The following is a 23,963-nucleotide window of genomic DNA, read 5'->3' as shown; positions in this document are numbered from 1 at the left end:
TCATGACAACAAGAAGAACATTTTTACAAAAAGTAAGCCTTGCTGGTGCAGCAGCCTTTTTAAGTCCATCATTAATTACAACCGCTTTAGCACAATCTGCTAAAGTTTCAAAAATCGGAATTGGTCTTTTTACTCTACGCGAGCAGCTAACCGCAGATGTAAAAGCCACCATCGAACAAGTAGCCAAAATTGGTTATAACCAGGTAGAAACCTATTATGGTTATCCGGGCAAATATGAAGTGAAAGGTTTCTGGGGTTTAGAAGCCAAAGATTTCAGTGCATTATTAAAAGCAAACAGCCTTACCTCTCCCAGTGGGCATTACAACCTAGCAGAGTTTTTAACCTCAGGCGATGATAAAGTGCTAAAATCGCATGTCGAAACTGCGGCTACCGTTGGCCAGCAGTATTTTGTTATCCCTGCCCTCCCAACTGATATCAGAGCCAATGGAACATTGGATGATTACAAACGTATGGCCGCAAAGTTTAACCAGGCAGCCGAGCTTTGCCAAAAATCTGGTTTAAAATTGGCTTACCACAACCACAACTTCGAATTTAAAGATCAGGGAAACGGTGTTACAGGTTACGATATTTTATTGAATGAAACTGATGCCAAACTGGTAGGCTTTGAACTTGATATCTTTTGGGCAGTAAATGCAGGCTTAAACCCGGTTAATATGTTCGGGAAAAATCCGGGCCGTTTTAAAATGTTCCATGTTAAGGATATGGACAAAACAGATAAAGCAGTTTTTGTAGAAGTGGGTTCTGGCAGAATCGATTTCAAAAGTATTTTTGCGGTGTCGAAACTCGCGGGAGTAGATTATATTTTTACAGAGCAGGATATCATTAAAAAATCACCCTATGAGAGTATAACAGAAAGCTATAATTACATCAAAAAAAATCTACTTTAGACCGGTTTCCTCCTTAAAAAATCTGCGTTTTTAAATTTATTAGTAAATAATATGTTCGCCGTTACTAAATGTACTTTTTACACCAAGTAAAATCGATATGAAAACATGGTTTAAACCACAATAAAGCAAAAAAATACCATTTATTTAGAATAATTCTACCCGGTAACAATCACATTGCAGACCGATAATTTAACTTAAAAAAGTTACTCTTTCCGTTATATTTTTTCTAATATTACTAATTCAACACATAAGTAACCAATATATAAAATCATAAAGACGATGCACAGAAGAGAAGCACTCAAAAACGTTGCATTTTTGCTGGGAGGAGCAATCTCGGCAAGTACAATGGGCGTTTTATTTGAAAGTTTTACGCTCCCGGAAAACGAAAAGAATTTTGTACTTTATTCACTCGAAGATGAAAAGATCTTTGCTGAATTCGCTGATATTATTGTCCCGACGACCAAATCATCTGCTGGCGCTAAAGCTGCAGGTTTAGGGAAGTTTATTCCGATGATGATGAAAGATTGTTACCCTGCTGAAATGCAAACCTCATTTGCGCAAGGCCTTAAAGATCTTCAGGCTAAATCAATGAAAGATTTCGGAAAAACCTACATCACTTTAACACCAGCCGATCGTAAAAAATTAATGATCGATTTAAGAGCAATAGCACTTGCCCAAAAAGAAAGCAAATCAGAAGAGAACAAAGATTTAGCTTACTTTTTTGTTACCGCAAGAGATTTAACCCTACTCGGTTATTATTCTTCAGAAATTGGTTGCACCAAAGCACGCGAATATGTGCTTATTCCAGGCCGATATGACGGCAACGCACCTTTAAAACCAGGTCAAAAATCTTGGGCAACCTAATTTCTAACACAACTACAAAACATCATGAATTTAAATACAAATTTAAAAGCAGAAAATACTTACGATGCTATTGTTATAGGATCGGGGATTAGTGGCGGCTGGGCTGCAAAAGAACTTACCGAAAAAGGCTTGCGTGTATTAATGCTCGAAAGAGGAATGAACATCGAGCACATTACCGGTTACGAGACGGCAATGAAAAATCCTTGGGATTTTAAACATGCTGGTAAATTAACCGAAGAGCAGAAACGTACCCACCCGGTGCAAAAAAGAGATTATCCTTACCAGGAAGCAAACGAAAAATGGTGGGTAAATGATTTAGAATGCCCTTATACTGAAGATAAACGTTTCGATTGGTACCGTGGTTTCCATGTTGGTGGTAAATCGTTAATGTGGGGCCGTCAAAGTTATCGTTTTAGTGATCATAACTTTGAGGATAACAAAAAGGATGGCCACGGAAATGATTGGCCGATTCGGTACGCCGAACTTTCTCCCTGGTACGATTATGCAGAGCGTTTTGCTGGCATTAGTGGTTCAAAAGAAAACTGGCCTACCTGCCCTGACGGTGAATTTCTACCCCCAATGGATTTAAACATTGTAGAAAAATCGGTAAAGGCCCGTGTTGAAGAACATTACAAAAAAGAACGCATTATCATGATTGGCCGTGTTGCCAATCTTACAGTTCCGCACAAAGGCCGTGGTAATTGCCAATACAGGAACTTATGTAGCCGCGGTTGTCCGTTTGGCGCTTATTTCAGCACACAGTCTTCTACCTTACCTGCGGCGATGGCAACAAAAAGGTTAACGGTTAGACCATACTCGATCGTAAATCATATCATTTACGATAAAGATACCAAAAAAGCAAAAGGTGTAATGGTAATCGATGCGGAGACCAACAAAACAATGGAATTTTATGCAAAAATCGTTTTCGTTAACGGTTCTACATTAGGTTCAACATTTGTGCTATTAAACTCAACATCCGAAGCTCATCCAAATGGATTAGGTAATGGAAGTGGTCAGTTAGGTCATAACCTAATGGATCATCATTTCCGTTGTGGAGCAAATGGAGAAGCTGAGGGCTTTGATGATAAATATACTTATGGTCGTCGTGCAAACGGGATTTATGTACCCAGGTATCAAAATATAGGTAACGATAAACGCGATTATTTACGTGGTTTCGGTTATCAGGGCGGCGCAAGCAGAAGCAATTGGCAAAGTGATGTGGCCGAGTTATCATTTGGTGCAGATTTGAAACAAAAAATGACTACCCCAGGAAAATGGACAATGGGATTAGGTGGTTTCGGAGAGATGTTGCCTTATTACGAAAACAAGGTGTATATCGACAAAACCAAAAAAGATAAATGGGGTCAGCCTGTATTGGCAATTGATTGCGAGTACAAAGAAAATGAGAAAAAAATGCGTTTGGATATGATGAACGATGCGGCTGAAATGTTAGAAGCAGCTGGCTTAAAAAACATCAAAACATTTGATAATGGCTGTTATCCAGGCATGGCCATCCATGAGCAAGGAACGGCAAGAATGGGTAACGATCCAAAAACTTCAGTCCTTAACAAATGGAACCAGATGCACGAAGTAAATAACGTTTTCGTAACCGATGGATCTTGTATGCCATCAATCGCCTGCCAAAATCCATCGTTAACATTTATGGCTTTAACTGCCCGTGCTTGCGATTACGCTGTAAAAGAATTAAAGAAAAAGAACATCTAGAAAGGTTTAAGGTTAAAGGTTTAAGGTGTAGGGGTTAATTTTCCTATACCCTAAGCCTTTAGCCCTATGCCCTATACCTCAACAATGAAAAGAAAATTAAGAATGGGCATGATAGGCGGTGGAAAAGACGCTTTTATCGGTGCCGTACACCGTTTGGCTGCCAACATGGATGGCCTGATTGAATTATCTGCCGGAGCTTTAAGTGTAAATCCTGAAATTGGATACGAATCTGGAAAACTCCTTTTTCTTCCAGATAACAGAATTTACAACAATTACGAAGAAATGCTGACGAAGGAAAGTGAATTGCCGGCAGATGAAAGAATCGACTTTGTAACCATCGTAACCCCAAACTTTGCTCACTTTGCCCCTGCAATGATGGCTTTAGATAAAGGTTTTAATGTCGTAATCGAAAAACCGATGACACTAACTTTAGAAGAAGCAAAGCAGCTGAAGGCTAAAGTAGAAGAAACTGGCTTAACACTATGTTTAACCCACACCTACTCTGGTTATCCAATGGTTAAACAGGCTAAACAAATGGTTAGCGAAGGTACTTTAGGTGCAATCAGAAAAATCATCGTCGAATATCCTCAAGGCTGGTTAAGTACCTTATCAGAACGTGAAGGCAATGCCCAGGCCGCCTGGCGTACCGATCCATCTAAAACCGGAAAAAGCGGTAGTATGGGCGATATTGGCACTCACGCCGCTCATTTGGCAGAATATATCTCTGGATTAAAAATCACTAAAATCTGTGCCGATTTAAGCATTGTTGTTCCAGGTAGAGCTATTGATGACGACGGAAACGTATTGTTAAAATTCGATAATGGCGCCAATGGTGTTCTTGTAGCATCACAAATTGCAGCTGGAGAAGAAAATGCATTGAAAATTAAAGTTTATGGCGAAAAGGGTGGCATGGAATGGCACCAAATGGAACCGAATACTTTAATTGTAAAATGGTTAAATGCCCCTGCTCAAATTTATCGAACCGGTAATGGTTATATGGGCAGTTTCGCTCAGCACAATACCCGTACACCAGGCGGTCACCCTGAAGGTTACTTAGAAGCATTTGCAAATATTTATAAAAATTTTGCACTAACAGTAGATGCGAAATTGAATAATGAACAACCTACTGCTGCAATGTTAGACTTTCCAGGTACTGAAGATGGAATTAGAGGAATGGCATTTATCGAAAATGTAGTAGCCTCCAGCCAATCAGACCAAAAGTGGTTAGATTATAAATTATAACAATCAAGCATGACAACGATAAAAGGACCAGCGGTATTTTTAGCCCAATTTATAAGTGACGAAGCACCATTTAACTCCCTGGATAACATTTGCGAATGGGCAGCCGGATTAGGCTTTAAAGGCATCCAGATGCCAACCCTGGATGCAAGGTTTATCGATCTGCAAAAGGCTGCTGAAAGCAAAACCTACGCTGATGAACTGAAAGGAAAAATCGCTTCTTATGGCCTGGAAATCACTGAACTTTCTACACACTTACAAGGCCAATTGGTTGCGGTACACCCTGCTTATGATGACCTGTTTGATGCTTTTGCACCAAAAGAAGTACACAAAAACCCAAAAGCCAGAACAGAGTGGGCTATACAACAAATGAAATATGCAGCTAGAGCCTCTCAAAATTTAGGTTTAAATGCGCATGCTACCTTTAGTGGTTCATTATTGTGGCAATATTTCCACCCCTGGCCACAACGCCCGGCTGGATTGGTTGAAGAAGGTTTTGCAGAATTGGCAAAACGCTGGACACCTATCTTAAACGAATTTGACCAATGTGGCGTTGATGTTTGCTACGAAATACATCCAGGTGAGGATTTATTTGATGGCGAAACATACGAAATGTTCCTCGCTGCAGTAAATAATCATCCTCGGGCATGCTTATTGTATGATCCTTCTCACTTTGTGTTGCAACAATTGGATTACATTCAATACATCGATTTTTACCACGAACGCATAAAAGCTTTCCACGTTAAAGATGCAGAATTTAACCCTACAGGCAAACAAGGCACTTTTGGTGGATACCAGAGTTGGGCAAATCGTGCTGGTCGTTACCGCTCACCAGGCGACGGTCATGTTGATTTTAAAACCATTTTTAGTAAATTGGCGCAATATGATTTTAAAGGTTGGGCCGTTATGGAATGGGAATGTTGTATCAAAAACCAGCAAGATGGTGCCCGCGAAGGCGCAGAATTTATCAAAAAGAACATTATTAACGTAACTGATAAGGCATTTGATGACTTTGCCGCATCGGGTAGTGATAGCGCTTTCAATAAAAGAATATTAGGATTACAAGATTAACAAAACACACACAAATGAAAACCTGCATAAGCTACAACAAATAAAATATTACCGTTTATGCAAGCTTGAATGCAATTAACAACAACACACAAGACATGAAAAAAACATTTTTAATTTTAGGCGCTGTAGTCATTTTTATGGCGTCGTTTTCAAAAGCCGATTTAACGAAAGAGAAAACTGTGGTTGCAACAGCAACAATAACAAACCATGCTGCTTTTCAATCAAATCCAGGCGAAAAGCTGATCAATAAATCAGATTGTTTAGGTTGCCACAACAAGACCAACAAAATTATTGGCCCTGCTTATGTAGAAATCGCAAAAAAATATCCAGCTACAGAGAAAAACATCAACATGTTAGCCGATAAGATTATTAAAGGTGGAACCGGAGTTTGGGGCAATATGCCAATGACCGCCCATGCAACCCTTAAAAAAGACGATGCAAAATTAATGGTAAAGTATATCTTATCTTTAAAGAAAAAATAATCGAACCAAATTAGCAAATCGATTTACTACATATGAAAACAGAGCAAGAAAATAAAAACATGGGTAACCGCCGTGATTTTATTAAGACCACAGCTATTGCCGCTGCTGCGTTTATGATCGTGCCCCGCCATGTTTTAGGTGGGCCTGGTTATTTAGCACCAAGCGATCGTTTATTAGTTGCCGGCATCGGTGTTGGCGGAAAAGGCCAAAGCGATTTAAGTATGTTTTACAAAAGCGGAAAAGCAGATATTGCTTTTTTATGCGATGTAGACGACCGCCGTGCAGCAAATAGTGTTAAAGCTTTTCCTAAAGCAAAATACTATAAAGATTGGCGCGAAATGTTAGATAAGGAACATAAAAATTTCGATGCTGTGTCTGTTTCTACTCCTGATCATAACCATGCCATCCAGGCTTTAGCAGCTATGCAATTGGGTAAACACGTTTATGTTCAAAAACCTTTAACACATGATATTTATGAAGCGCGTATTCTAACCGCAGCTGCAAAAAAATATAAAGTGGTCACCCAAATGGGAAATCAAGGGGCATCAAACGATGGCCCGCGCCAAATGAAAGAATGGTACGAAGCTGGTTTAATTGGCGATGTACACACTGTTTACGCATGGACTGATAGACCAGTTTGGCCACAAGGTATTCCCTGGCCAAGCAAAAAAGCAGAAATTCCTAAAGAATTAGATTGGAATTTATGGTTGGGCACGGCCCCTGAAAAGGATTTTGTAGATAAATTAGTTCCTTTTAACTGGCGAGGCTGGTGGGATTACGGTACTGGCGCACTGGGGGATATGGGCTGTCACTTAATCGAAGCTCCTTTTAGCGTATTAAACTTAAAATATGCAAAAGAGGTTCAGGCCAGTGTAGGCTCTGTTTATGTAGATGAATTTAAACGCGGTTATTTCCCTGAAAGCTGCCCGCCATCAAGCCATGTTACCTTAAAATTTCCTAAAACGGATAAAACCAAAGGTGATGTTACGTTACACTGGATGGATGGTGGCATTCAACCAGAACGCCCTGAAGAATTAGAAGCAAACGAAACTTTTGGCGATGGTGGTAATGGTACCTTGTTTATCGGAACTAAAGGCAAAATGATGTCTGAAACTTATAGCGCAAACCCAAAATTATTGCCTTTAAGTAAAAACAAAGATATTAAGGTAGCACCAAAATACGCTAGGGTACCAGATGGCGCAAACGGACACTACAAACAATGGGTTGAAGCCGCAATTGCGGGTTATGGCAAACAAGAAGTGAGTTCACCTTTTGAAATTGCAGGTCCATTAACTGAAGCTTTACTGATGGCAAATTTGGCAATCAGAAGTTTCGATATCCAAAAAACGGTAAACGGTAAGACGACTTACCCAGGCAGATACACTAAAATGCTTTGGGATAACGACAATATGAAAGTTACCAATTTTGACGAAGCAAACCAGTTTGTAAAACGCGAATACCGTAAAGGCTGGAACAATTTAACACTTTAATTATCATAACCTGATAGGTTTTTAAACGACGAAGTCCTCAATGAGGCCATTGAAAACATTAAAAACTTCGAATTAAACCTATCAGGTTTATTCAAAAAATATGAAAAAAATCTTTCTTTCTGCTTGCATCTTGTTAGCGGTAACACAAATATCAAAAGCTCAAAAGGGCTTTAAGCCACTTTTTGATGGTAAAACAACCACAGGCTGGCATACTTATAATAAAACTACAGTTGGTAGCGCCTGGCAGATTCAGGATGGTGCATTACATTTAGATTTAGCTACCAAAGGTACAGATGGCGGTGGCGATTTAGTTACAGACAAAGAGTATGGTAATTTCCATTTAAAATATGAGTGGAAAGTGGCTCCAAAAGCAAATAGCGGTTTGATTTTTTATGTTCATGAAGAACCCAAATACCATGCAACCTATTCTACAGGCTTAGAAATGCAGGTTATTGATAACGATGGCCACCCAGATGGAAAAATTACCAAGCACCGTGCAGGCGATTTATACGATCTGGTAAAAAGTTCATCAGAGCCAGTTAAAGCTGTTGGCGAATGGAATAAAGCAGAAATCATTAGCAACAAGGGCAAATTAACGCTAATTTTAAACGGTGTTGAAGTAGTAAAAACCACCCTTTGGGACGATAACTGGAAAAAGATTGTTGCAGGTAGCAAATTTGCAACATGGGAAAACTGGGGAGCTTTTAAAACCGGTAAAATTGCCTTACAAGATCACGGAGATGAAGTTTGGTACAAAAACATCTCTATTAAAGAACTATAATTGAGGAAAAAGGCGTAAGGTAGAAGGCTGAAGGTTTTTTCCTTACGCTTTAACCATAGATTTGAATTAGAAAGCGGGAAAACATAGTTTACCCGCTTTGGCTTTAACCTTACACCCTATACCTTTAACCTTATACCTTAATATACCTTATATAAACCAAATGAATAGCACTACTCGCTTTAAACTCTCTGCCATGATGTTCCTGGAATTTTTTATCTGGGGTGCATGGTTTGTAACCATGGGAACTTACCTTGGTAAAAATCTTCTATCAAACGATGTACAAATTGGTTCAGCCTATAGTACGCAATCACTAGGTGCAATTATTGCACCATTCATAATCGGATTAATTGCAGACAAATTTTTCTCTGCACAAAAAGTGTTAGGCGTATTGCATTTAGTTGGAGGTGTACTCTTATGGATTGCTGGAACGTCTTTAAATTTCGATAGCTTCTTCCCTTTCATATTAGGATATATGATTGCCTATATGCCTACATTAGCATTAGTGAATTCAATATCCTTCAAACAAATGAAAGATCCGGGAAAAGAATTTCCTTCAATCCGGGTATTCGGGACAATTGGATGGATTATTGCCGGGTTGGTAATTGGATGGTTAAATTGGGAACAGACTGGAAATTTGATGTTGACTTTTAAAATGGCATCGGTTGCCTCAATCATCCTAGGATTATTAAGTTTCTTCTTACCAAACACTCCACCGGTTAAAAAAGGTGAAAAAACGACTTTTGGCGAGATCATTGGATTAGATGCGATTGGCTTGTTAAAAAACAAATCATATCTTTTATTCTTCTTAGCATCTGTTGCTATCTGTATTCCACTAGCATTCTATTACAATTTCACTAATCCATTTCTTAATGAAGTTGGAATGAAAGGTGCGGCAGGGGTTCAATCATTAGGACAAGTCTCTGAAACCCTATTTATGTTATTAATGCCATTATTTTTTGCTCGCCTTGGCGTAAAAAAAATGCTTGCAATTGGTATGATTGCCTGGGTTGTGCGTTACCTTTTCTTTGCATTTGGAAATGCAGATTCAAACTATTGGATGTTGATCGGTGGAATTGTGCTCCACGGTATCTGCTATGACTTTTTCTTTGTTACCGGACAAATCTATACAGACAGGTTAGCTGGAGAAAAATTCAAAAGCGCTGCCCAGGGTTTTATTACTTTAGCAACCTACGGTGTTGGTATGTTAATTGGTTCGATCATATCTGGTATGGTAGTTAATAAATACGTTATAGAAGGAGGTGGTCATATTTGGCAAAGTATATGGATTATCCCAGCAGGAATAGCGGCATTAGTTGCACTACTATTCTTATTATTTTTCCGTGATAAAAACAAATCAGTTACAGAAGCTAACGCTATATAGCCATGACCTCGAACGTAAATAGAAGAAATGCTTTAAAGAACATCATTGCAGGAACCGCTGCAATTGGTGTTTCTTCAGGATTCTCAGCATTAGCAATGGATAAATCAGAACCAGATCAGCCATTAAGGCTAAAAGGAAATATTAATCATGCCGTTTGCCGTTGGTGTTTTAGCGGTTTAGATGTAGAAACACTTTGTACTGAAGCTAAAAAGATCGGCATTAAAGGCATAGATTTAGTTGGCCCTAAAGATTGGCCGACTTTAAAAAAGCATGGTTTAGAATCTACCATGTGTAATGGTGCAGAGATTAATTTAGTAGATGGTTTTAACGACGAAAAATTCCACGAAAAGTTAATCCAAAATTATACCGCAATGATTCCGCTTGTTGCCGAAGCGGGTTATAAAAACCTAATCTGTTTTAGTGGAAACCGCAGAGGTAAAGATGACGAAACAGGTTGGAACAATTGCGTTAAAGGGTTAAAACAGTTAATCCCATTAGCCGAAAAGCACAATGTTGTATTGGTAATGGAGTTGTTAAACAGCAAAATTAACCATAAAGATTACCAATGCGATAGAACCTCGTGGGGAGCTGAACTTTGCAAACGCTTAGGATCTGAAAACTTCAAATTGTTATATGATATCTACCACATGCAGATTGATGAGGGCGATGTAATCAGAAACATCAGAGATAACCATCAATACATCGCTCACTACCACACTGCTGGTGTTCCTGGTAGAAATGAGATAGATGATACACAGGAACTCTATTACCCTGCAATAATGAAAGCCATTGCCGAAACTGGCTTTAAAGGTTTCGTTGCACAAGAATTTATACCTAAAAATGCAGATAAAATAGCCTCACTAAAAAAGGCAGTTTCCATTTGTGACATCTAAAAATAAACCTATGTTATCAAGAAGAAATTTTATATTAAATACAAGTATGGCTGCAGCGGCAGCACTTTTGGTTCCATCCTTCGCTTGTATGGCTACTGATAAAAAATTAGTTGGACTGCAATTATACTCTTTAAGAGATGAGCTGCCGAAAGATGTAAAAGGAACATTGGCTAAAGTAGCTAAAGCTGGCTTCAAAGAAGTTGAAACTTATGGCTTTTCTATAAAGGATCAATTTTGGGGCTTAACACCAGCCGAATTTAAAAAATTGCTTGATGACAACGGATTAACTGCACCAAGCGGTCACTACGGCTTAGGTAGCTATTTAACCGATGGAAACACGGAAGAATTAAAAGCAGCAATTGCAGCAGCTAAAGTATTAGGAAGCGAATATGTAACCATTCCCTGGTTAGATGAAAGCATCAGAAAAAGTGCTGAGGACTACAAAAAAATTGCAGTAAAAATTAACGAAGCCGGAAAATTGGCTAAAGAAGCGGGTATCAGGTTAGCTTACCATAACCACAACTTCGAATTCGAGAAACAAGGTGATACCACTGGTTACGAAATCCTGTTAAAAGGAACGGATAAAAATCTTGTTGATTTTGAACTTGATTTATATTGGGTGGTACGCTCAGGAAACGATCCGATTAAATTATTTAAAGAAAATCCAGGACGTTTTACCATGTGGCATGTTAAAGATATGGATAAAGCAGATCCGGCACTAAACGCTGAAGTAGGAACCGGTTCTATTAATTTCAAACCTATTTTTGCTGATGCAAAACTTTCGGGCATGAAACACTTCTTTGTAGAGCACGAAACCAATTACAAGCCAAATCCAATGGAATCTGTTGCAGCAAGCTGTGCATATATTAAAAAAGAAATTATTTAAATTTAAGAGATGAATTCAAGAAGAACATTCTTAAAACAGGCAGGATTAGCTGCCGGGGCAGCATTGTTAATTCCGTCGTTTGCCTTTGATAAGGTAAATAAAAATGTTGGTTTACAATTGTACTCTTTACGTAATGAACTGCCAAAAGATGTAAAAGGCATTATCGAAAAAGTGGCACAGGCCGGGTACAAAGAAGTTGAAACTTATGGTTTTTCTAATGGAAAATTTTGGGGTTTAACACCAAAAGAATTTAAAGCATTATTAAATGCGAACGGTTTAAAAGCACCAAGTGGCCACTACGGAATGGATGAATTCTCCAAAACTGGAAAAACCGACAAGTTAAAAGCCGATATCGAATCTTCAGCAGCCATTGGCGGTAAATTCTTTACCATTGCCGGTGCGCATGTAGATATAAGCAAAGGTGTAGATGCCTTTAAGAAAACCGCTGATGATTTTAATAAGGTTGCTGAAATTGCGAAAGCATCTGGTTTAAAATTCGCCTACCACAACCATGATTTCGAATTTAAGAAATTAGGTGATACCACTGGTTACGATGTGTACTTAAGCGAGACCGATAAAAACCTGGTAAATTTCGAATTAGATTTATACTGGGTTGTACGCTCGGGTAACGATCCTTTAGCTTTGTTTAAAAAATATCCAGGCCGTTTCCCAATGTGGCATGTTAAAGATATGGACAAAGCCAAACCAGAATGGAATACCGAAGTTGGCAAAGGTTCTATTGATTTTAAAAGCATTTTTGCCCAGGCAAAACTTTCGGGCATGCAACATTTCTTTGTAGAGCACGAAACCAATTATCAACCAGATCCTGTTGGTTCAATCAAAACAAGCTGCGATTATATTAAAGCCAATTTGATTTAAAACTTATCCAAACCTCGCAGTTTAAAATTGCGAGGTTTGTAAAAAAAAGAATTGCAAACTGTAAATTGCAAACTGATATGGGCGTTACCCAAGCTACGCAAGGGTCGGGCTTTTCAGGGCTCCGCTTTGCTCCGGTACCAATAAAAAATTGGCACTGAACCCTTACAATCCCTAACGCGGATTTATTACACTAAAAAAAATTCTTTATGTTATAACGGCTAACTTAGGTTATTTAAACCTGATAGAACGGCAATACTTTTTAATTGCAGTAACTATAAATTTTGCTGTCATGCTGAGGTACGAAGCATTTGCAACCAATGAAACAGATGCTTCGTACCTCAGCATGACAGTTGTTGTTTAAAAAGATTATAGTGAGAGCAGGGCTTTCGTAACCGATATGAACAGGAACCTGCTTTCCAAAAAACAAGTCAAATAATTTCTTACTAGTATGTATCAAGATCAACTAAATCGAATTACACCTAATCTTTCTCACCCTATTTTCTATTGAAAAACTAAGATTTTAAATATTAAAAGCAAATTTAATTGGTAACAATGGAGATATAAGCTTAATTTTTAGCATATTTGGGCTTATATCAAATGTTTAATAATATAATTAAAAATTAAAATGAAAGTAGCAGTAGTAGGTGCCACCGGATTGGTAGGCACTGTCATGTTAAAAGTATTGGAGGAAAGAAATTTCCCTTTAACAGAGTTGATTCCCGTAGCATCAGAAAAGAGTGTTGGTAAGGAGATTACTTTTAAGGGTAAGAAGTTCCCAATTGTTAGCATGGATACTGCAATCAGCATGAAACCTGATATCGCTTTGTTTTCTGCAGGCGGAAATACTTCATTGGAGCATGCGCCACGTTTTAAAGAAGCCGGAACAACCGTTATCGATAACTCTTCTGCATGGAGAATGGATCCTGCAATTAAATTAATTGTACCAGAAGTTAATGCACACGAGCTTTCTATCGATAACAAAATCATTGCTAACCCAAACTGTTCTACCATTCAAATGGTTGTGGTTTTAAAACCTTTGCACGATAAATACAAAATTAAACGTGTTGTGGTTTCTACTTATCAATCGGTTACCGGTACAGGTGTTAAAGCGGTTGAGCAGTTAATGAACGAGCGTAAAGGTATTGATGGACCGAAAGCTTATCCATACGAAATTGACTTAAACGTACTTCCTCATATTGATGTTTTCATGGAAAATGGATATACCAAAGAAGAAATGAAAATGGTTAAGGAAACGAACAAAATCATGAGCGATGATAGCATTAAAGTTACCGCCACTACAGTTCGTATCCCGGTTATGGGTGGTCATTCAGAATCGGTAAATATCGAGTTCGAAAATGATTTCGATTTAGCTGAGGTGCGTAGTATTTTAGAAAAGTCACCTGGCATAATCGTTGTTGATGATGTTGCCAACTTAAAATATCCAATGCCAAAAGATGCACATGAAAAAGATGAGGTTTTTGTAGGCCGTATCCGTAGAGATGAATCGGCACCTAAAGCATTAAACCTTTGGATTGTTGCCGATAACTTACGCAAGGGCGCTGCAACCAATGCCGTTCAAATTGCCGAATATCTGATTCAGAAAGAATTGGTTTAATCAATAAATTTAAACAAAAGCCTCGATTTATCGGGGCTTTTTTATGCGCTCTCCAATCATGAAACATGTCCCCATTGCTTTAATTTACTCCAGATTACTGATTGGTTTCGGAATAATTTTATTAAGCATTTCCCATGTCAATCACTATTCCTTTATAGCGATAACCTTGTTATCCATTGGTTTATTAACCGATATTTTTGATGGAATAATCGCCAGAAAACTCAATATCTCTTCTGAAAAATTACGCCGTTTAGATTCCGGCGTTGACCAGGTCTTTTTTATTTCGGTCGCTGTTGCCACTTATATTCAATGTCCTGATTTTTTCAAAGCTAACCTGATAAAATTAATTGTTCTTGGCACTTTTGAAGTTTCAACCTATATATTAAGTTATATAAAATTTAAGAAGGAGATTGCTACGCATTCTATTGGTGCTAAAATTTGGACCTTAGTTTTGTTCTCAACCTTAGTCGAAATTATAGTGCATTGCGAATCGGTTGTGTTATTTGAACTTTGCCTTTGGATTGGTCTGGCAACACGAGTGGAGATCCTTGCCATTGTGTTCACCCTGAAAAAATGGACCAATGATGTACCTACCATCTATCATGCAGTAAAGCTAAGGCAGGGAAAAGAAATTAATCGTAACAAACTGTTTAATGGATAAACTGCACAAATCATAAACATATAATTCAGGGATTATAATCACTAAATTATATATAAATTAGTGATTAGCCTTTTAATTTTATCTTTGTTAATCTTCAACGGATAAAATCTCTATGCGATTAAAAATATATTCCCTATTGCTTCTAGTTTTTGCTGCAAACATTACAATTGCCCAAAACCGAATTCAGAACCTCGAAAAAGCCTTTAATAATTTATTAAATGATGAACAGGCAAAACATGCCATTGCTTCACTTTGTGTTTTAGATGCCAATACCGGAAAAATATTATTTGCCAAAAACGAGCAAATTGGCCTGGCTACCGCTTCAACATTAAAAACCATTACTGCAGCCACTGCTTTCAGTATTTTAGGAAAAGATTTTCAATTTCAAACTACACTCGCTTATACCGGAACAATCACTACAGAAGGAACATTAAAAGGAAACCTAATTATTATTGGCAGTGGCGATCCAACATTGGGATCATGGCGTTATCAGAACAAAGAAAATGCTGTTTTAACGCAATGGGTAGCTGCAATAAAATCGGCAGGAATTAAAAAAATTGAAGGTATGGTAATTGGTGATGACCGTGTTTTCGGTACACAAACCACACCGGAAGGTTGGGTTTGGCAGGATATCGGCAATTATTATGGTGCCGGAACATCTGGCTTAACCTGGCGCGAAAATCAATTCGACATCCATTTAAAACCTGGAAGTAGTACATCGGATGAAGTTAAAATTGTAAAAACAGTTCCAGCTACTCCTTATTTGCAGCTGGTAAATGAACTGAAAACTGGCAATGCTGGATCTGGAGATCGTGCTTATGCTTTCTTGCCTCCTTATAGCAATACCGCTTATATCCGTGGCAGCTGGGGCATGGGCATTGCAAAATCAGGGATTTCAGTCGCTACCCCCGACCCTGCTTTTGACTGTGCCTACCGTTTGCAGGATACTTTGAAAAGGTTAGGAATTCCTGCAAGCCAACAAGCCACTACAGCCCGGTTAATGGTACTAAACAGTCAGGTAATTCCTTCGGTGACACAAAAGATAAGCACCATAAGCTCACCCAATTTAAGCGAAATCACTTATTGGTTTTTAAAAAAGAGCATTAACCTGTACGGTGAAACACTTTTAAAAACCATTGCGATAAAATCGGGCAAGGCAGCCACAACAAGCAAAGGAGCCGAAACAGAAATCAATTTCTGGGCAGATAAAGGCATTGATAAAACAGCATTAAACATTATCGATGGCAGCGGACTTTCTCCTGGTGATAGAATAACTACTTCGGCAATGGCGAGTGTACTTTTCCAGATCCAAAAGGAAAACTGGTTTCCAGATTTTTACCAAGCTTTGCCCGAATACAATGGCATGAAAATTAAAAGTGGAACGATAAATGATGTTTCGGCATTTGCCGGTTACCATACAGATACAGCTGGGAATAAATATGTGGTGGTAATCAACATCAACAATTATAACGGGAGCGGAATTAATAAAAAACTGTTTAAAGTATTAGATGAACTTAAATAAAACCAATTGATATAAAAAATATGGCACATTTTATAAAAAACCTGCAAACTGTTGACGGATTGATTTCGAATTTATACAAAGAAATTTCTATCGAAGAAATGACTAAAAAAATTACTGACCTCATGGAACAACAAGGTTATAAAGTTTTCGACCATCAATATGGAAATTTAATTTTAGAGAAAGGCAGCCGAACAAAACGGCTTTTATTAGGCGCATTTGCAACCTATTATAAATTTAGTGTAACCATGTCACCAAATGCTGAAAACGAACTTACGGTAAATGTTTTTCAACGATCGAGTGGTATGTCGGGTGGTTTAATTGGTATGAATCAGATAAAAACAGAGCTTACCAGATTAAACTTTTTGTTTTCGAATATTTAAAAGTAATCTAAAATTCTCGCGCAGGCGGGAATCTTAAAGCTTGTCTCATTACGATTCCCAATCGAGTTACCAATGACAGATACTAAAAATCGGCGTCATCTCGACCGGAGCAACGCGTAGTGGAGAGATCTTTGGACTATGTTTAAAAGATCTCTCCACTGCGGTCGAGATGACGATTTATCTTACCTGTCATTAAGCTCCTTTGTTTTTTTCTAAAACTCCGCTCTGGGAATGACGATACCTTGGAACTGATCTTAACTTGACGACCATAGTAGGTACACCTTTGCATCAGATACCACTGCAGTTATCATTCAAATAATTTCTCCTGAACACTATCCAGGCAACAATAACATCCAATGGAATTAGGATTAACCCGAAGCCAAACATGATGAACACATAAAAAAGGAAAAACAAACAAAAAACCCTTATCAAAAAGCCTTTAATCTCTATTGAATTCAATAGCAGCAAACTTCTGAACAGCAATATTACAGAAAAGGAAAATGCCATTAACTCAAGTAATATTAAAATACCGAAGTTGGTAAATATCCAACAGATTTCGGGCAATAATAAAATTAGATAGTTTAAACAGAAGCTAAAAAACACTTTTTCCTTAGTAAAAGGAAAATTTAGCAAAAAGGACAAGTACCTGTTATTAAAAATTTTTTTCCTGATAAATAAGCACTATATGTGCAACTACAATACATGATGTAATGAGCATCAATAATCTTGAATCATCTTTAAGATCAGTAAAAACCAAAAACACACTTGAAATCAACACCCACGAAAGCAGTTTTGTGAGCACATAAGCCAACTTCGATTGATTGAAAACCTGAAAAGTATACAACAAGAAAACTGGTTTGTTCCATTTTCCGCAGATCCTGATCAACCAATTTGGTTTATTGGTCTCGATTAAACGATTATTTTCTTTTAAACAGATATAAGCACTGATCACAATCAAAAGAACCTGAAATAGCAAGATCCCAGTAGAAATAAGATAATACCCAAATACAATTCCAATGGTTATGGCGTACAGCGTATAACACAATACAGGGATAAATATGCAGCTTTGCACCGCACACCAGACCACAAACTGTTGTTTTTTGGTTGACGAGGTGAAACTATAATATAAAAACTCCTGCTGGGGCAAAGCAAGCTGACTCAAAACATATTTTAAGCTCTTGTAGGCATATAACGAACTGCCTATAAGATAGAAAGTCATCATTAGTGGATTACTCACCAAACTAATGGTAAAGAAAAACTGCCAGAAATCAATCTGATCTGGCCGAACCGTACCCAGGGTATTGATAAACAAACAATAACTCATCAATATCACAAAGATGAATACCAACATACCTGCGTGGGTACGGTAAAAACCATCAACAAATATTTTTCTTAAGGCAGCGTTTGAAAGTGAAACCATTAAAAATTTAGCGTTAATTTTTTATCTTCGATATTGATCTGTTTAAGTCCGGGCAATTTTTCCACATCCAATGGCTGATGTGAGGATAGTAAAAAACTGATTTTTTCATTTTGGTGTTTCTCACTGATCCAACGGTATAATATTTCTAAAGATTCTACATCGATTGTATTTAAAGGCTCGTCTAATAAGATCAATTTGGGCTGCCCTAAAAAAGCTAAAACCAACGACAATTTTTTAAGCATTCCGCTTGAATATGAACCCAATGGGTTATGAATGTAAGACGTCATTCCCATTTCATTTATTAAACCCTCTCCCTGACCCGAAACAACTCCTTTTGCTTTAGCGAAAAGATCAACCATTTCAAATCCGGTTAAAAACTCAGGGTATAGAGGCTCTGCTTCAGCGAAGTTTACAAGCTTGCGATAGGAAACGCCATGATTTTTTAAATAGACAGTACCTATGGAAATATCTCCTTCAAAAGACAGTATTCCTGCAATTGTTTTCAATAAGGTACTTTTCCCTGAGCCGTTACTTCCTTTTATCCAGAAAATGCCTTCGGGAATTTTAATATTATCTATCTTTAAAACAAGATGATTGAAATAAGATTTTTCAAATTGATTGAAGTGTAACATAAAATCATTTTATTTCTGACTTTAGTTTTAATAAAAAGTTACAGACCTTATTCATCATAAAATTATATACGATGCAATTAATTTTACGCCCTTACCAAGCCAGCGATCTTGAAAGTTTGGTTAAACACGCCAATAATTTTAACATTTCGAAAAACTTAACCAATAAATTCCCTTTCCCATACGAGAAAAAAGATGGTGAAGCTTTTATTCAACTGGCTTTAAGTCACAAACCATTACAGATTAAGGCCATTGTAGTCGACAATGAAGTAGTTGGATCGATAGGTGTGCATCAATTAACTGATATTTATAGTAAAAGTGCAGAAATAGGCTACTGGATTGCTGAAGATTTTTGGGGCAAGGGTATTGTTCCACTTGCCATTAAAGAAATGTTGAAGTATGGTTTCGAAACCTTTGATGTGGAAAGGATGTTTGCACGCACTTCCCATGCAAACTTAGCATCACAACAGGTTTTAAAAAAAGCTGGTTTTATTTTCGAAGCGGAATTAAAAGGTACCATTTTTAAAAATGGTGAATACTTTGATGAATTGATATTTGGGTTCAGGAAACATCAGTTGATCTGAGAGCAGAATTAAAAGTTTATTAAACTCAACGCTTATTGCGTAAATTCGTGCTAACCAAAAACAACAAAACCATGAAATTATCGATCAAATCAGTAGTGCTGTTTATTGCACTATTAGGCGCAGCAGATCTCGCGAATGCCCAGGAAGTCAAATTTCCGCAAGCCAGTAGTGGCCAAACCCTAATCCAGGATTTTGGATTAGGTAAAATAACTTTAACCTACTCGCGCCCGAATGTTAAAGGCCGAAAAATTTTTGGCGGTATGGAGCCAATGGGCGTAGTTTGGCGTACTGGAGCAAATGCAGCTACACGTATTAAATTTACCGATGATGTTAAAATTGAAGGCAAAGACTTACCTGCTGGCGAATATGCTTTATTCAGTATACCTGGTAAAAATGAATGGACAGTTATTTTTAACAAAACGGCTAATCAATGGGGTGCTTATGAGTACAAGGAAAGTGACGATGTATTGCGTGTAAAAGTAAAAACAACAGCTTTAAAGGATAAAGTAGAAACCCTTACCATGCAATTTTCGGCTGTTGGCGAAACTTCTGCAACGTTAAATATGATGTGGGAGAACAATGCCTTTGCCATTAATATTACTACTTCTATTGATGAAAAAGTGATGGCTAATATTGCTGAAGCGATGAAAGGCGAAAAAAAGCCCTATTTTAATGCTGCAATGTATTATTATCAAAATGGAAAAGATTTAAAAACCGCATTAGAGTGGATGACTGAAGCAGAAAAATCAGATCCTAAAGCACCATGGTTTAAACTGTGGAAAGGCCGTATCCAATTAAAAATGGGCGATAAAGCGGGAGCATCAGCTACAGCACAGCAAGGTATAGATGCTGCAAAGACGCAAAAGGTTGACGAATATGTACGTCTTAATTCAGAACTTTTAGCTGAAGCAAAGAAATAAATAACCCTCATTTCGACCGCAGTGGAGAAATCTATCGGCATTATACTGTACATAGATCTCTCCATTTCGCTGCGCTTCAGTCGAGATGACGACATTCATCCGGCAATACAGATAGCCTATATTAACTTAAAATTAACCGTTGATTAACTTGAACAACTATCATAACATTAACCCTTAAAACGCTTTATTTATTTAAAAATAATACTAACTTTGATGTTGCGCTTAGTAATTGTACTTTATACACTAAGCAGGTTAAAAAATCAATAAAAAATTAAATAAAAATGAGCATAATCGTTAATGTCCATGCCAGACAAATTCTCGATTCGAGAGGCAATCCAACAGTAGAAGTAGAAGTTGTAACAGAAGCAGGTGCTTTTGGCCGTGCAGCTGTACCAAGCGGTGCATCTACTGGACAATATGAGGCTGTTGAATTACGTGATGGAGATAAATCTACATATTTGGGTAAAGGTGTTTTAAAAGCTGTAGAAAATGTAAATACTAAAATTGCTGATGCATTAAGAGGTATTGATGTTTTTGAGCAAAATACAATTGATAAAATCATGTTAGACCTGGATGGTACCGAAAACAAAGGTAACTTAGGTGCTAACGCAATTTTAGGTGTTTCTTTGGCTGCTGCTAAAGCTGCTGCTGATGAAATCGGTCAACCATTATACCGTTATATTGGTGGTGTTAACGCAAATACTTTACCAATTCCGATGATGAACATCATTAACGGTGGTTCACACTCTGATGCGCCTATCGCTTTCCAGGAATTTATGATTATGCCAGTTGGCGCACCTTCTTTCTCTGAAGCTTTACGTTGGGGAACTGAAGTTTTCCATAGCTTGAAAAAAATTCTTCACGATAGAGGTTTATCTACTGCAGTAGGTGACGAAGGTGGTTTTGCACCAACTTTTGATGGTACTGAAGATGCAATTGAAACGGTTTTAAAAGCAATCGAAACTGCTGGTTACAAACCAGGTTCACAAATCTGTTTAGCTCTAGACTGTGCATCTTCTGAGTTTTACAAAGATGGTAAATACGACTATACTAAATTTGAAGGCGCTACTGGAGTAATTCGTTCTAGCGAAGAGCAGGCACAATATTTAGCTGATCTTTCTGCAAAATATCCAATTATCTCTATTGAAGACGGTATGGACGAAAACGATTGGACTGGCTGGAAAAGCTTAACGGATAAAATCGGCGACCACGTTCAGTTGGTTGGTGATGATTTATTTGTAACTAACGTAACCCGTTTACAACGTGGTATCGACGAAGATACGGCTAACTCAATCTTGGTAAAAGTGAACCAGATTGGTTCTTTAACTGAAACCATCAATGCCGTAACTTTAGCACAAAACAGTGGTTATACTTCGGTAATGAGTCACCGTTCTGGCGAAACTGAGGATGTTACAATTGCAGATTTAGCTGTTGCATTAAACTGTGGACAAATTAAAACTGGTTCTGCATCACGTTCTGACAGGATTGCAAAATACAATCAATTATTACGTATTGAAGAAGAATTAGGTGAAAACGCTCGTTTCATTGGTTCAAAATTCAAATACGCTAAAAAATAATTATAGCCTTGGGTTTAAACCCAAGGCTATAATGTTAACAAGTTGAAAAACTTATTTGGAAAACATCCGGAGATTTTAAATCTTCGGATGTTTTTATTTTAATACTATATTTGTTCTACACACCTTACAGGTTTTTAAAACCTGCAAGGTATAAATAACGGTTTTCGAGAAATATATGAAACGTTTAATAGATCTTTTCCGCAATAAATATTTCCTTGCTACTGTCGCTTTTGCGCTGTGGATGCTATTTTTCGACAAAAACGATATGATGTCGCAATATGAATATCGCAGTCAGGCGAATAAACTGCAGGAAGAAAAGGAATATTTCGAGAAAGAAACCGCCCAGGTTAAAAAAGATTTAAACGAACTGAATACCAATCTGAATACGGCTGAAAAATTTGCCCGCGAAAAATACTTCATGAAAAAAGACAATGAAGATGTTTTCGTGATTATTCAGGAAGAGAAAAAGGATTAGTTTTCAGTTGGTAGTTCCCGGTTAGCAATTGGCAGTTTGGAGTTAACAGTTAAGCCATAGAGGACTCCCTCAACAATTAATTTATCTAACCAACGAACCTTCCAACTTTTACCTGTAACGTTTCAACTTACGCCATGCTGCATATTCTCTACATTATCGCCATAACAGCTGAAGCCATGACCGCAGCACTTTCTGCAGGCCGACGTGATATGGACTGGGTTGGTGTTTGTATTATTGCCTGGGTTACTGCATTAGGTGGTGGCACGGTTAGAAATGTATTATTTGGCCATTATCCGATGAGCTGGGTAGAACATCCAGAATATTTAGTGATTACCGCGGTAGCAGCATTACTCGCTGCATTTATCGCATCAATCATGACGAAACTTAAAAAGCTATTTCTTTATCTAGATGCATTAGGCTTAGTGGTTTTTACCATTATTGGCTGTCAGGTTGCACAGGAAATCCATTTGTCTTACTTAATTGTACTTTTCAGCGGAATGATAACAGGCTGTGCAGGTGGTGTGCTTCGTGATGTACTTTGTAATGAAGTACCATTTCTTTTTAGAAAGGAGATTTATGCCAGTGCAGCGATCGTAACGGGCGCTGTTTATATCGGGATAGAACATTTTCACGGAAGTGAAATGCTGGCTACCATTACAGCTGCTGTAGTTGGGCTAGCGTTAAGACTACTTTCTATCCGATTCGAATGGCACATGCCCAAGTTTGTTTATCGGGACGAATGGCACTAGGCCAGTTGGGAGTTTTCAGTTTAGAGTTTTTACCCTTCCAAACTCTTTCGTGGTGTCAGATGTTACCATCTGACACTTTCAAAATTATTAAAAAATGTGGAATAGCAACTATTGCAATTCCATCCGCCAAGTTACAAGTAACTGTCTACCAGTCAGATGGTAACATCTGACTGCACATCAACCAACTATCACTCAAAAATATCTCGATAATCAGTTAGTTGAACAATATTTTCCGGATTACCCAGATAAAATGCAGCACTGCTATATTTATAATTCTCAGGATACTCACTCAAATTCCAATGAGATTGCAGTGGGTTTTGATGAATATATTCTAGTTTAATTTCCAAAAGCTCCTTATTACCTATCCAGACATCATCAAATCTATCTTCCCAAACTTTAAAAACCTGCTTATCATTTTCAATTCTTATCAAATTTAGTAGTGAACTCTGACTTGATTCCAAATGTTTTCGAATCTCAAAAGCACAAAACTTCTTCAAATCGCGCATGCTATCCGATAATTTATTTTCATTGTTGAAATAGAATAAAACATGAAAGTGATTAGGCATGATTACGTAACCAAGAATTGAAATCTTATATTTTAAAGCGACAAAATTTAAACTATTGGCAATGATTAATTTGCACTGGTCACTTTCGAGAAGTTTTAAATGTTTATAGCAACTGGTAGTAACAAAAAAACATTTTTCTTCAAGAAATAAAGTTCTGTTTCTTAATCCCATACCTATATAAATTGAACTTTTCGTGGTGTCAGGTGTTACCAGCTGACACTTTCAAAGTCATTTGATATATCAATTATTCTTCAATTTCAAGATAA

The 23,963-nt window shown here is 37.6% G+C and carries 24 protein-coding genes; 21 read left to right on the top strand and 3 right to left on the bottom strand.

The annotated features are described in order from the left end of the window. The first annotated feature begins 2 nt into the window (after positions 1 to 2). From QF042_RS07365 to QF042_RS07290, 16 genes are all read left to right on the top strand, one after another. Positions 3 to 908 (top strand): TIM barrel protein, encoded by a 906-nt coding sequence (locus tag QF042_RS07365; protein ID WP_307526794.1) that lies wholly within the window; start codon positions 3 to 5, stop codon positions 906 to 908. A gap of 279 nt (positions 909 to 1,187) precedes the next feature. Continuing rightward, the gene (locus QF042_RS07360) at positions 1,188 to 1,772 is read left to right on the top strand and encodes a gluconate 2-dehydrogenase subunit 3 family protein (protein WP_307526792.1); all 585 of its coding nucleotides are present in this window, start codon (positions 1,188 to 1,190) and stop codon (positions 1,770 to 1,772) included. Between the two features lie 24 nt (positions 1,773 to 1,796). Further along, the gene (locus QF042_RS07355; RefSeq protein ID WP_307526790.1) at positions 1,797 to 3,497 is read left to right on the top strand and encodes a GMC oxidoreductase; all 1,701 of its coding nucleotides are present in this window, start codon (positions 1,797 to 1,799) and stop codon (positions 3,495 to 3,497) included. Positions 3,498 to 3,581: 84 nt separating this feature from the next. Continuing rightward, positions 3,582 to 4,739, top strand: coding sequence for a Gfo/Idh/MocA family protein (locus QF042_RS07350; RefSeq protein WP_307526789.1), 1,158 nt, complete (start codon positions 3,582 to 3,584; stop codon positions 4,737 to 4,739). Positions 4,740 to 4,748: 9 nt separating this feature from the next. Further along, positions 4,749 to 5,807, top strand: a complete 1,059-nt coding sequence (locus tag QF042_RS07345; protein ID WP_307526788.1) for a sugar phosphate isomerase/epimerase — start codon at positions 4,749 to 4,751, stop codon at positions 5,805 to 5,807. 95 nt (positions 5,808 to 5,902) lie between these two features. Beyond that, positions 5,903 to 6,289, top strand: a complete 387-nt coding sequence (locus QF042_RS07340) for a c-type cytochrome (RefSeq protein ID WP_307526786.1) — start codon at positions 5,903 to 5,905, stop codon at positions 6,287 to 6,289. Between the two features lie 32 nt (positions 6,290 to 6,321). Then, positions 6,322 to 7,779: a Gfo/Idh/MocA family protein gene (locus QF042_RS07335; protein ID WP_307526784.1), complete on the top strand. Its 1,458-nt coding sequence runs from the start codon at positions 6,322 to 6,324 to the stop codon at positions 7,777 to 7,779. Positions 7,780 to 7,879: 100 nt separating this feature from the next. After that, positions 7,880 to 8,560: a DUF1080 domain-containing protein gene (locus tag QF042_RS07330; RefSeq protein ID WP_307526782.1), complete on the top strand. Its 681-nt coding sequence runs from the start codon at positions 7,880 to 7,882 to the stop codon at positions 8,558 to 8,560. 160 nt (positions 8,561 to 8,720) lie between these two features. Next, positions 8,721 to 9,941 (top strand): nucleoside permease, encoded by a 1,221-nt coding sequence (locus QF042_RS07325; protein WP_307526779.1) that lies wholly within the window; start codon positions 8,721 to 8,723, stop codon positions 9,939 to 9,941. Between the two features lie 2 nt (positions 9,942 to 9,943). After that, complete coding sequence (locus QF042_RS07320) at positions 9,944 to 10,834, top strand: hydroxypyruvate isomerase family protein (protein ID WP_307526777.1); 891 nt, start codon at positions 9,944 to 9,946, stop codon at positions 10,832 to 10,834. 10 nt (positions 10,835 to 10,844) lie between these two features. Further along, entirely contained in the window at positions 10,845 to 11,720 is an 876-nt protein-coding gene (locus tag QF042_RS07315) for a sugar phosphate isomerase/epimerase (RefSeq protein ID WP_307526774.1), read from the top strand. Between the two features lie 9 nt (positions 11,721 to 11,729). Further along, complete coding sequence (locus QF042_RS07310) at positions 11,730 to 12,599, top strand: sugar phosphate isomerase/epimerase (RefSeq protein WP_307526772.1); 870 nt, start codon at positions 11,730 to 11,732, stop codon at positions 12,597 to 12,599. Positions 12,600 to 13,224: 625 nt separating this feature from the next. Further along, positions 13,225 to 14,214, top strand: a complete 990-nt coding sequence (locus tag QF042_RS07305; RefSeq protein ID WP_131530532.1) for an aspartate-semialdehyde dehydrogenase — start codon at positions 13,225 to 13,227, stop codon at positions 14,212 to 14,214. 43 nt (positions 14,215 to 14,257) lie between these two features. Further along, entirely contained in the window at positions 14,258 to 14,875 is a 618-nt protein-coding gene (locus tag QF042_RS07300) for a CDP-alcohol phosphatidyltransferase family protein (protein ID WP_307526769.1), read from the top strand. Positions 14,876 to 14,987: 112 nt separating this feature from the next. Next, the gene (dacB, locus tag QF042_RS07295) at positions 14,988 to 16,397 is read left to right on the top strand and encodes a D-alanyl-D-alanine carboxypeptidase/D-alanyl-D-alanine-endopeptidase (RefSeq protein ID WP_307526766.1); all 1,410 of its coding nucleotides are present in this window, start codon (positions 14,988 to 14,990) and stop codon (positions 16,395 to 16,397) included. Between the two features lie 20 nt (positions 16,398 to 16,417). Beyond that, a complete protein-coding gene (locus QF042_RS07290; RefSeq protein WP_307526763.1) occupies positions 16,418 to 16,777 on the top strand; it encodes a hypothetical protein in 360 nt (119 codons plus the stop codon). A 652-nt stretch (positions 16,778 to 17,429) separates the two neighbouring features. On the opposite strand, the gene QF042_RS07285 is transcribed toward QF042_RS07290, so the two are convergent. Both QF042_RS07285 and QF042_RS07280 read right to left on the bottom strand, forming a co-directional pair. Continuing rightward, positions 17,430 to 18,197, bottom strand: coding sequence for a hypothetical protein (locus QF042_RS07285; protein ID WP_307526761.1), 768 nt, complete (start codon positions 18,195 to 18,197; stop codon positions 17,430 to 17,432). Beyond that, positions 18,197 to 18,829, bottom strand: a complete 633-nt coding sequence (locus tag QF042_RS07280) for an ATP-binding cassette domain-containing protein (RefSeq protein WP_307526759.1) — start codon at positions 18,827 to 18,829, stop codon at positions 18,197 to 18,199. Before QF042_RS07280 ends, QF042_RS07285 begins: the two co-directional genes overlap by 1 nt. A 71-nt stretch (positions 18,830 to 18,900) precedes the next feature. Here QF042_RS07280 and QF042_RS07275 point away from each other — a divergent pair, with 71 nt between their 5' ends. From QF042_RS07275 to QF042_RS07255, 5 genes are all read left to right on the top strand, one after another. Continuing rightward, on the top strand, positions 18,901 to 19,410 hold the full coding sequence (locus QF042_RS07275; RefSeq protein WP_307526758.1) for a GNAT family N-acetyltransferase: 510 nt from the start codon (positions 18,901 to 18,903) through the stop codon (positions 19,408 to 19,410). A 71-nt stretch (positions 19,411 to 19,481) separates the two neighbouring features. After that, entirely contained in the window at positions 19,482 to 20,330 is an 849-nt protein-coding gene (locus QF042_RS07270; RefSeq protein WP_307526757.1) for a DUF2911 domain-containing protein, read from the top strand. A 281-nt stretch (positions 20,331 to 20,611) separates the two neighbouring features. Next, on the top strand, positions 20,612 to 21,907 hold the full coding sequence (gene eno / locus QF042_RS07265; RefSeq protein ID WP_307526755.1) for a phosphopyruvate hydratase: 1,296 nt from the start codon (positions 20,612 to 20,614) through the stop codon (positions 21,905 to 21,907). A 175-nt stretch (positions 21,908 to 22,082) separates the two neighbouring features. Further along, entirely contained in the window at positions 22,083 to 22,382 is a 300-nt protein-coding gene (locus tag QF042_RS07260; RefSeq protein WP_113951033.1) for a septum formation initiator family protein, read from the top strand. A 134-nt stretch (positions 22,383 to 22,516) separates the two neighbouring features. Next, complete coding sequence (locus QF042_RS07255) at positions 22,517 to 23,131, top strand: trimeric intracellular cation channel family protein (protein ID WP_307526752.1); 615 nt, start codon at positions 22,517 to 22,519, stop codon at positions 23,129 to 23,131. A gap of 188 nt (positions 23,132 to 23,319) precedes the next feature. On the opposite strand, the gene QF042_RS07250 is transcribed toward QF042_RS07255, so the two are convergent. Further along, positions 23,320 to 23,868: a transposase gene (locus QF042_RS07250; RefSeq protein ID WP_307526749.1), complete on the bottom strand. Its 549-nt coding sequence runs from the start codon at positions 23,866 to 23,868 to the stop codon at positions 23,320 to 23,322. Between the last annotated feature and the right edge of the window lie 95 nt (positions 23,869 to 23,963).

It is taken from the genome of Pedobacter sp. W3I1 (genome assembly GCF_030816015.1).
Classification (GTDB): Bacteria; Bacteroidota; Bacteroidia; order Sphingobacteriales; family Sphingobacteriaceae; genus Pedobacter.
The sequence above is the reverse complement of the archived record's forward strand: the minus strand, read 5'-3'. Positions and strand labels throughout refer to the sequence as shown.

Coding starts and splice junctions, on each gene's coding strand:
- QF042_RS07280 (WP_307526759.1), bottom strand. CDS start 18,829: ATGTTACACTTCAATCAATTTGAAAAATCTTATTTCAATCATCTTGTT.
- QF042_RS07330 (WP_307526782.1), top strand. CDS start 7,880: ATGAAAAAAATCTTTCTTTCTGCTTGCATCTTGTTAGCGGTAACACAA.
- QF042_RS07305 (WP_131530532.1), top strand. CDS start 13,225: ATGAAAGTAGCAGTAGTAGGTGCCACCGGATTGGTAGGCACTGTCATG.
- QF042_RS07275 (WP_307526758.1), top strand. CDS start 18,901: ATGCAATTAATTTTACGCCCTTACCAAGCCAGCGATCTTGAAAGTTTG.
- QF042_RS07310 (WP_307526772.1), top strand. CDS start 11,730: ATGAATTCAAGAAGAACATTCTTAAAACAGGCAGGATTAGCTGCCGGG.
- QF042_RS07250 (WP_307526749.1), bottom strand. CDS start 23,868: ATGGGATTAAGAAACAGAACTTTATTTCTTGAAGAAAAATGTTTTTTT.
- QF042_RS07320 (WP_307526777.1), top strand. CDS start 9,944: ATGACCTCGAACGTAAATAGAAGAAATGCTTTAAAGAACATCATTGCA.
- QF042_RS07255 (WP_307526752.1), top strand. CDS start 22,517: ATGCTGCATATTCTCTACATTATCGCCATAACAGCTGAAGCCATGACC.
- QF042_RS07350 (WP_307526789.1), top strand. CDS start 3,582: ATGAAAAGAAAATTAAGAATGGGCATGATAGGCGGTGGAAAAGACGCT.
- QF042_RS07315 (WP_307526774.1), top strand. CDS start 10,845: ATGTTATCAAGAAGAAATTTTATATTAAATACAAGTATGGCTGCAGCG.
- QF042_RS07340 (WP_307526786.1), top strand. CDS start 5,903: ATGAAAAAAACATTTTTAATTTTAGGCGCTGTAGTCATTTTTATGGCG.
- QF042_RS07360 (WP_307526792.1), top strand. CDS start 1,188: ATGCACAGAAGAGAAGCACTCAAAAACGTTGCATTTTTGCTGGGAGGA.
- QF042_RS07300 (WP_307526769.1), top strand. CDS start 14,258: ATGCGCTCTCCAATCATGAAACATGTCCCCATTGCTTTAATTTACTCC.
- QF042_RS07345 (WP_307526788.1), top strand. CDS start 4,749: ATGACAACGATAAAAGGACCAGCGGTATTTTTAGCCCAATTTATAAGT.
- QF042_RS07290 (WP_307526763.1), top strand. CDS start 16,418: ATGGCACATTTTATAAAAAACCTGCAAACTGTTGACGGATTGATTTCG.
- dacB (WP_307526766.1), top strand. CDS start 14,988: ATGCGATTAAAAATATATTCCCTATTGCTTCTAGTTTTTGCTGCAAAC.
- QF042_RS07325 (WP_307526779.1), top strand. CDS start 8,721: ATGAATAGCACTACTCGCTTTAAACTCTCTGCCATGATGTTCCTGGAA.
- QF042_RS07355 (WP_307526790.1), top strand. CDS start 1,797: ATGAATTTAAATACAAATTTAAAAGCAGAAAATACTTACGATGCTATT.
- QF042_RS07270 (WP_307526757.1), top strand. CDS start 19,482: ATGAAATTATCGATCAAATCAGTAGTGCTGTTTATTGCACTATTAGGC.
- QF042_RS07260 (WP_113951033.1), top strand. CDS start 22,083: ATGAAACGTTTAATAGATCTTTTCCGCAATAAATATTTCCTTGCTACT.
- eno (WP_307526755.1), top strand. CDS start 20,612: ATGAGCATAATCGTTAATGTCCATGCCAGACAAATTCTCGATTCGAGA.
- QF042_RS07285 (WP_307526761.1), bottom strand. CDS start 18,197: ATGGTTTCACTTTCAAACGCTGCCTTAAGAAAAATATTTGTTGATGGT.
- QF042_RS07365 (WP_307526794.1), top strand. CDS start 3: ATGACAACAAGAAGAACATTTTTACAAAAAGTAAGCCTTGCTGGTGCA.
- QF042_RS07335 (WP_307526784.1), top strand. CDS start 6,322: ATGAAAACAGAGCAAGAAAATAAAAACATGGGTAACCGCCGTGATTTT.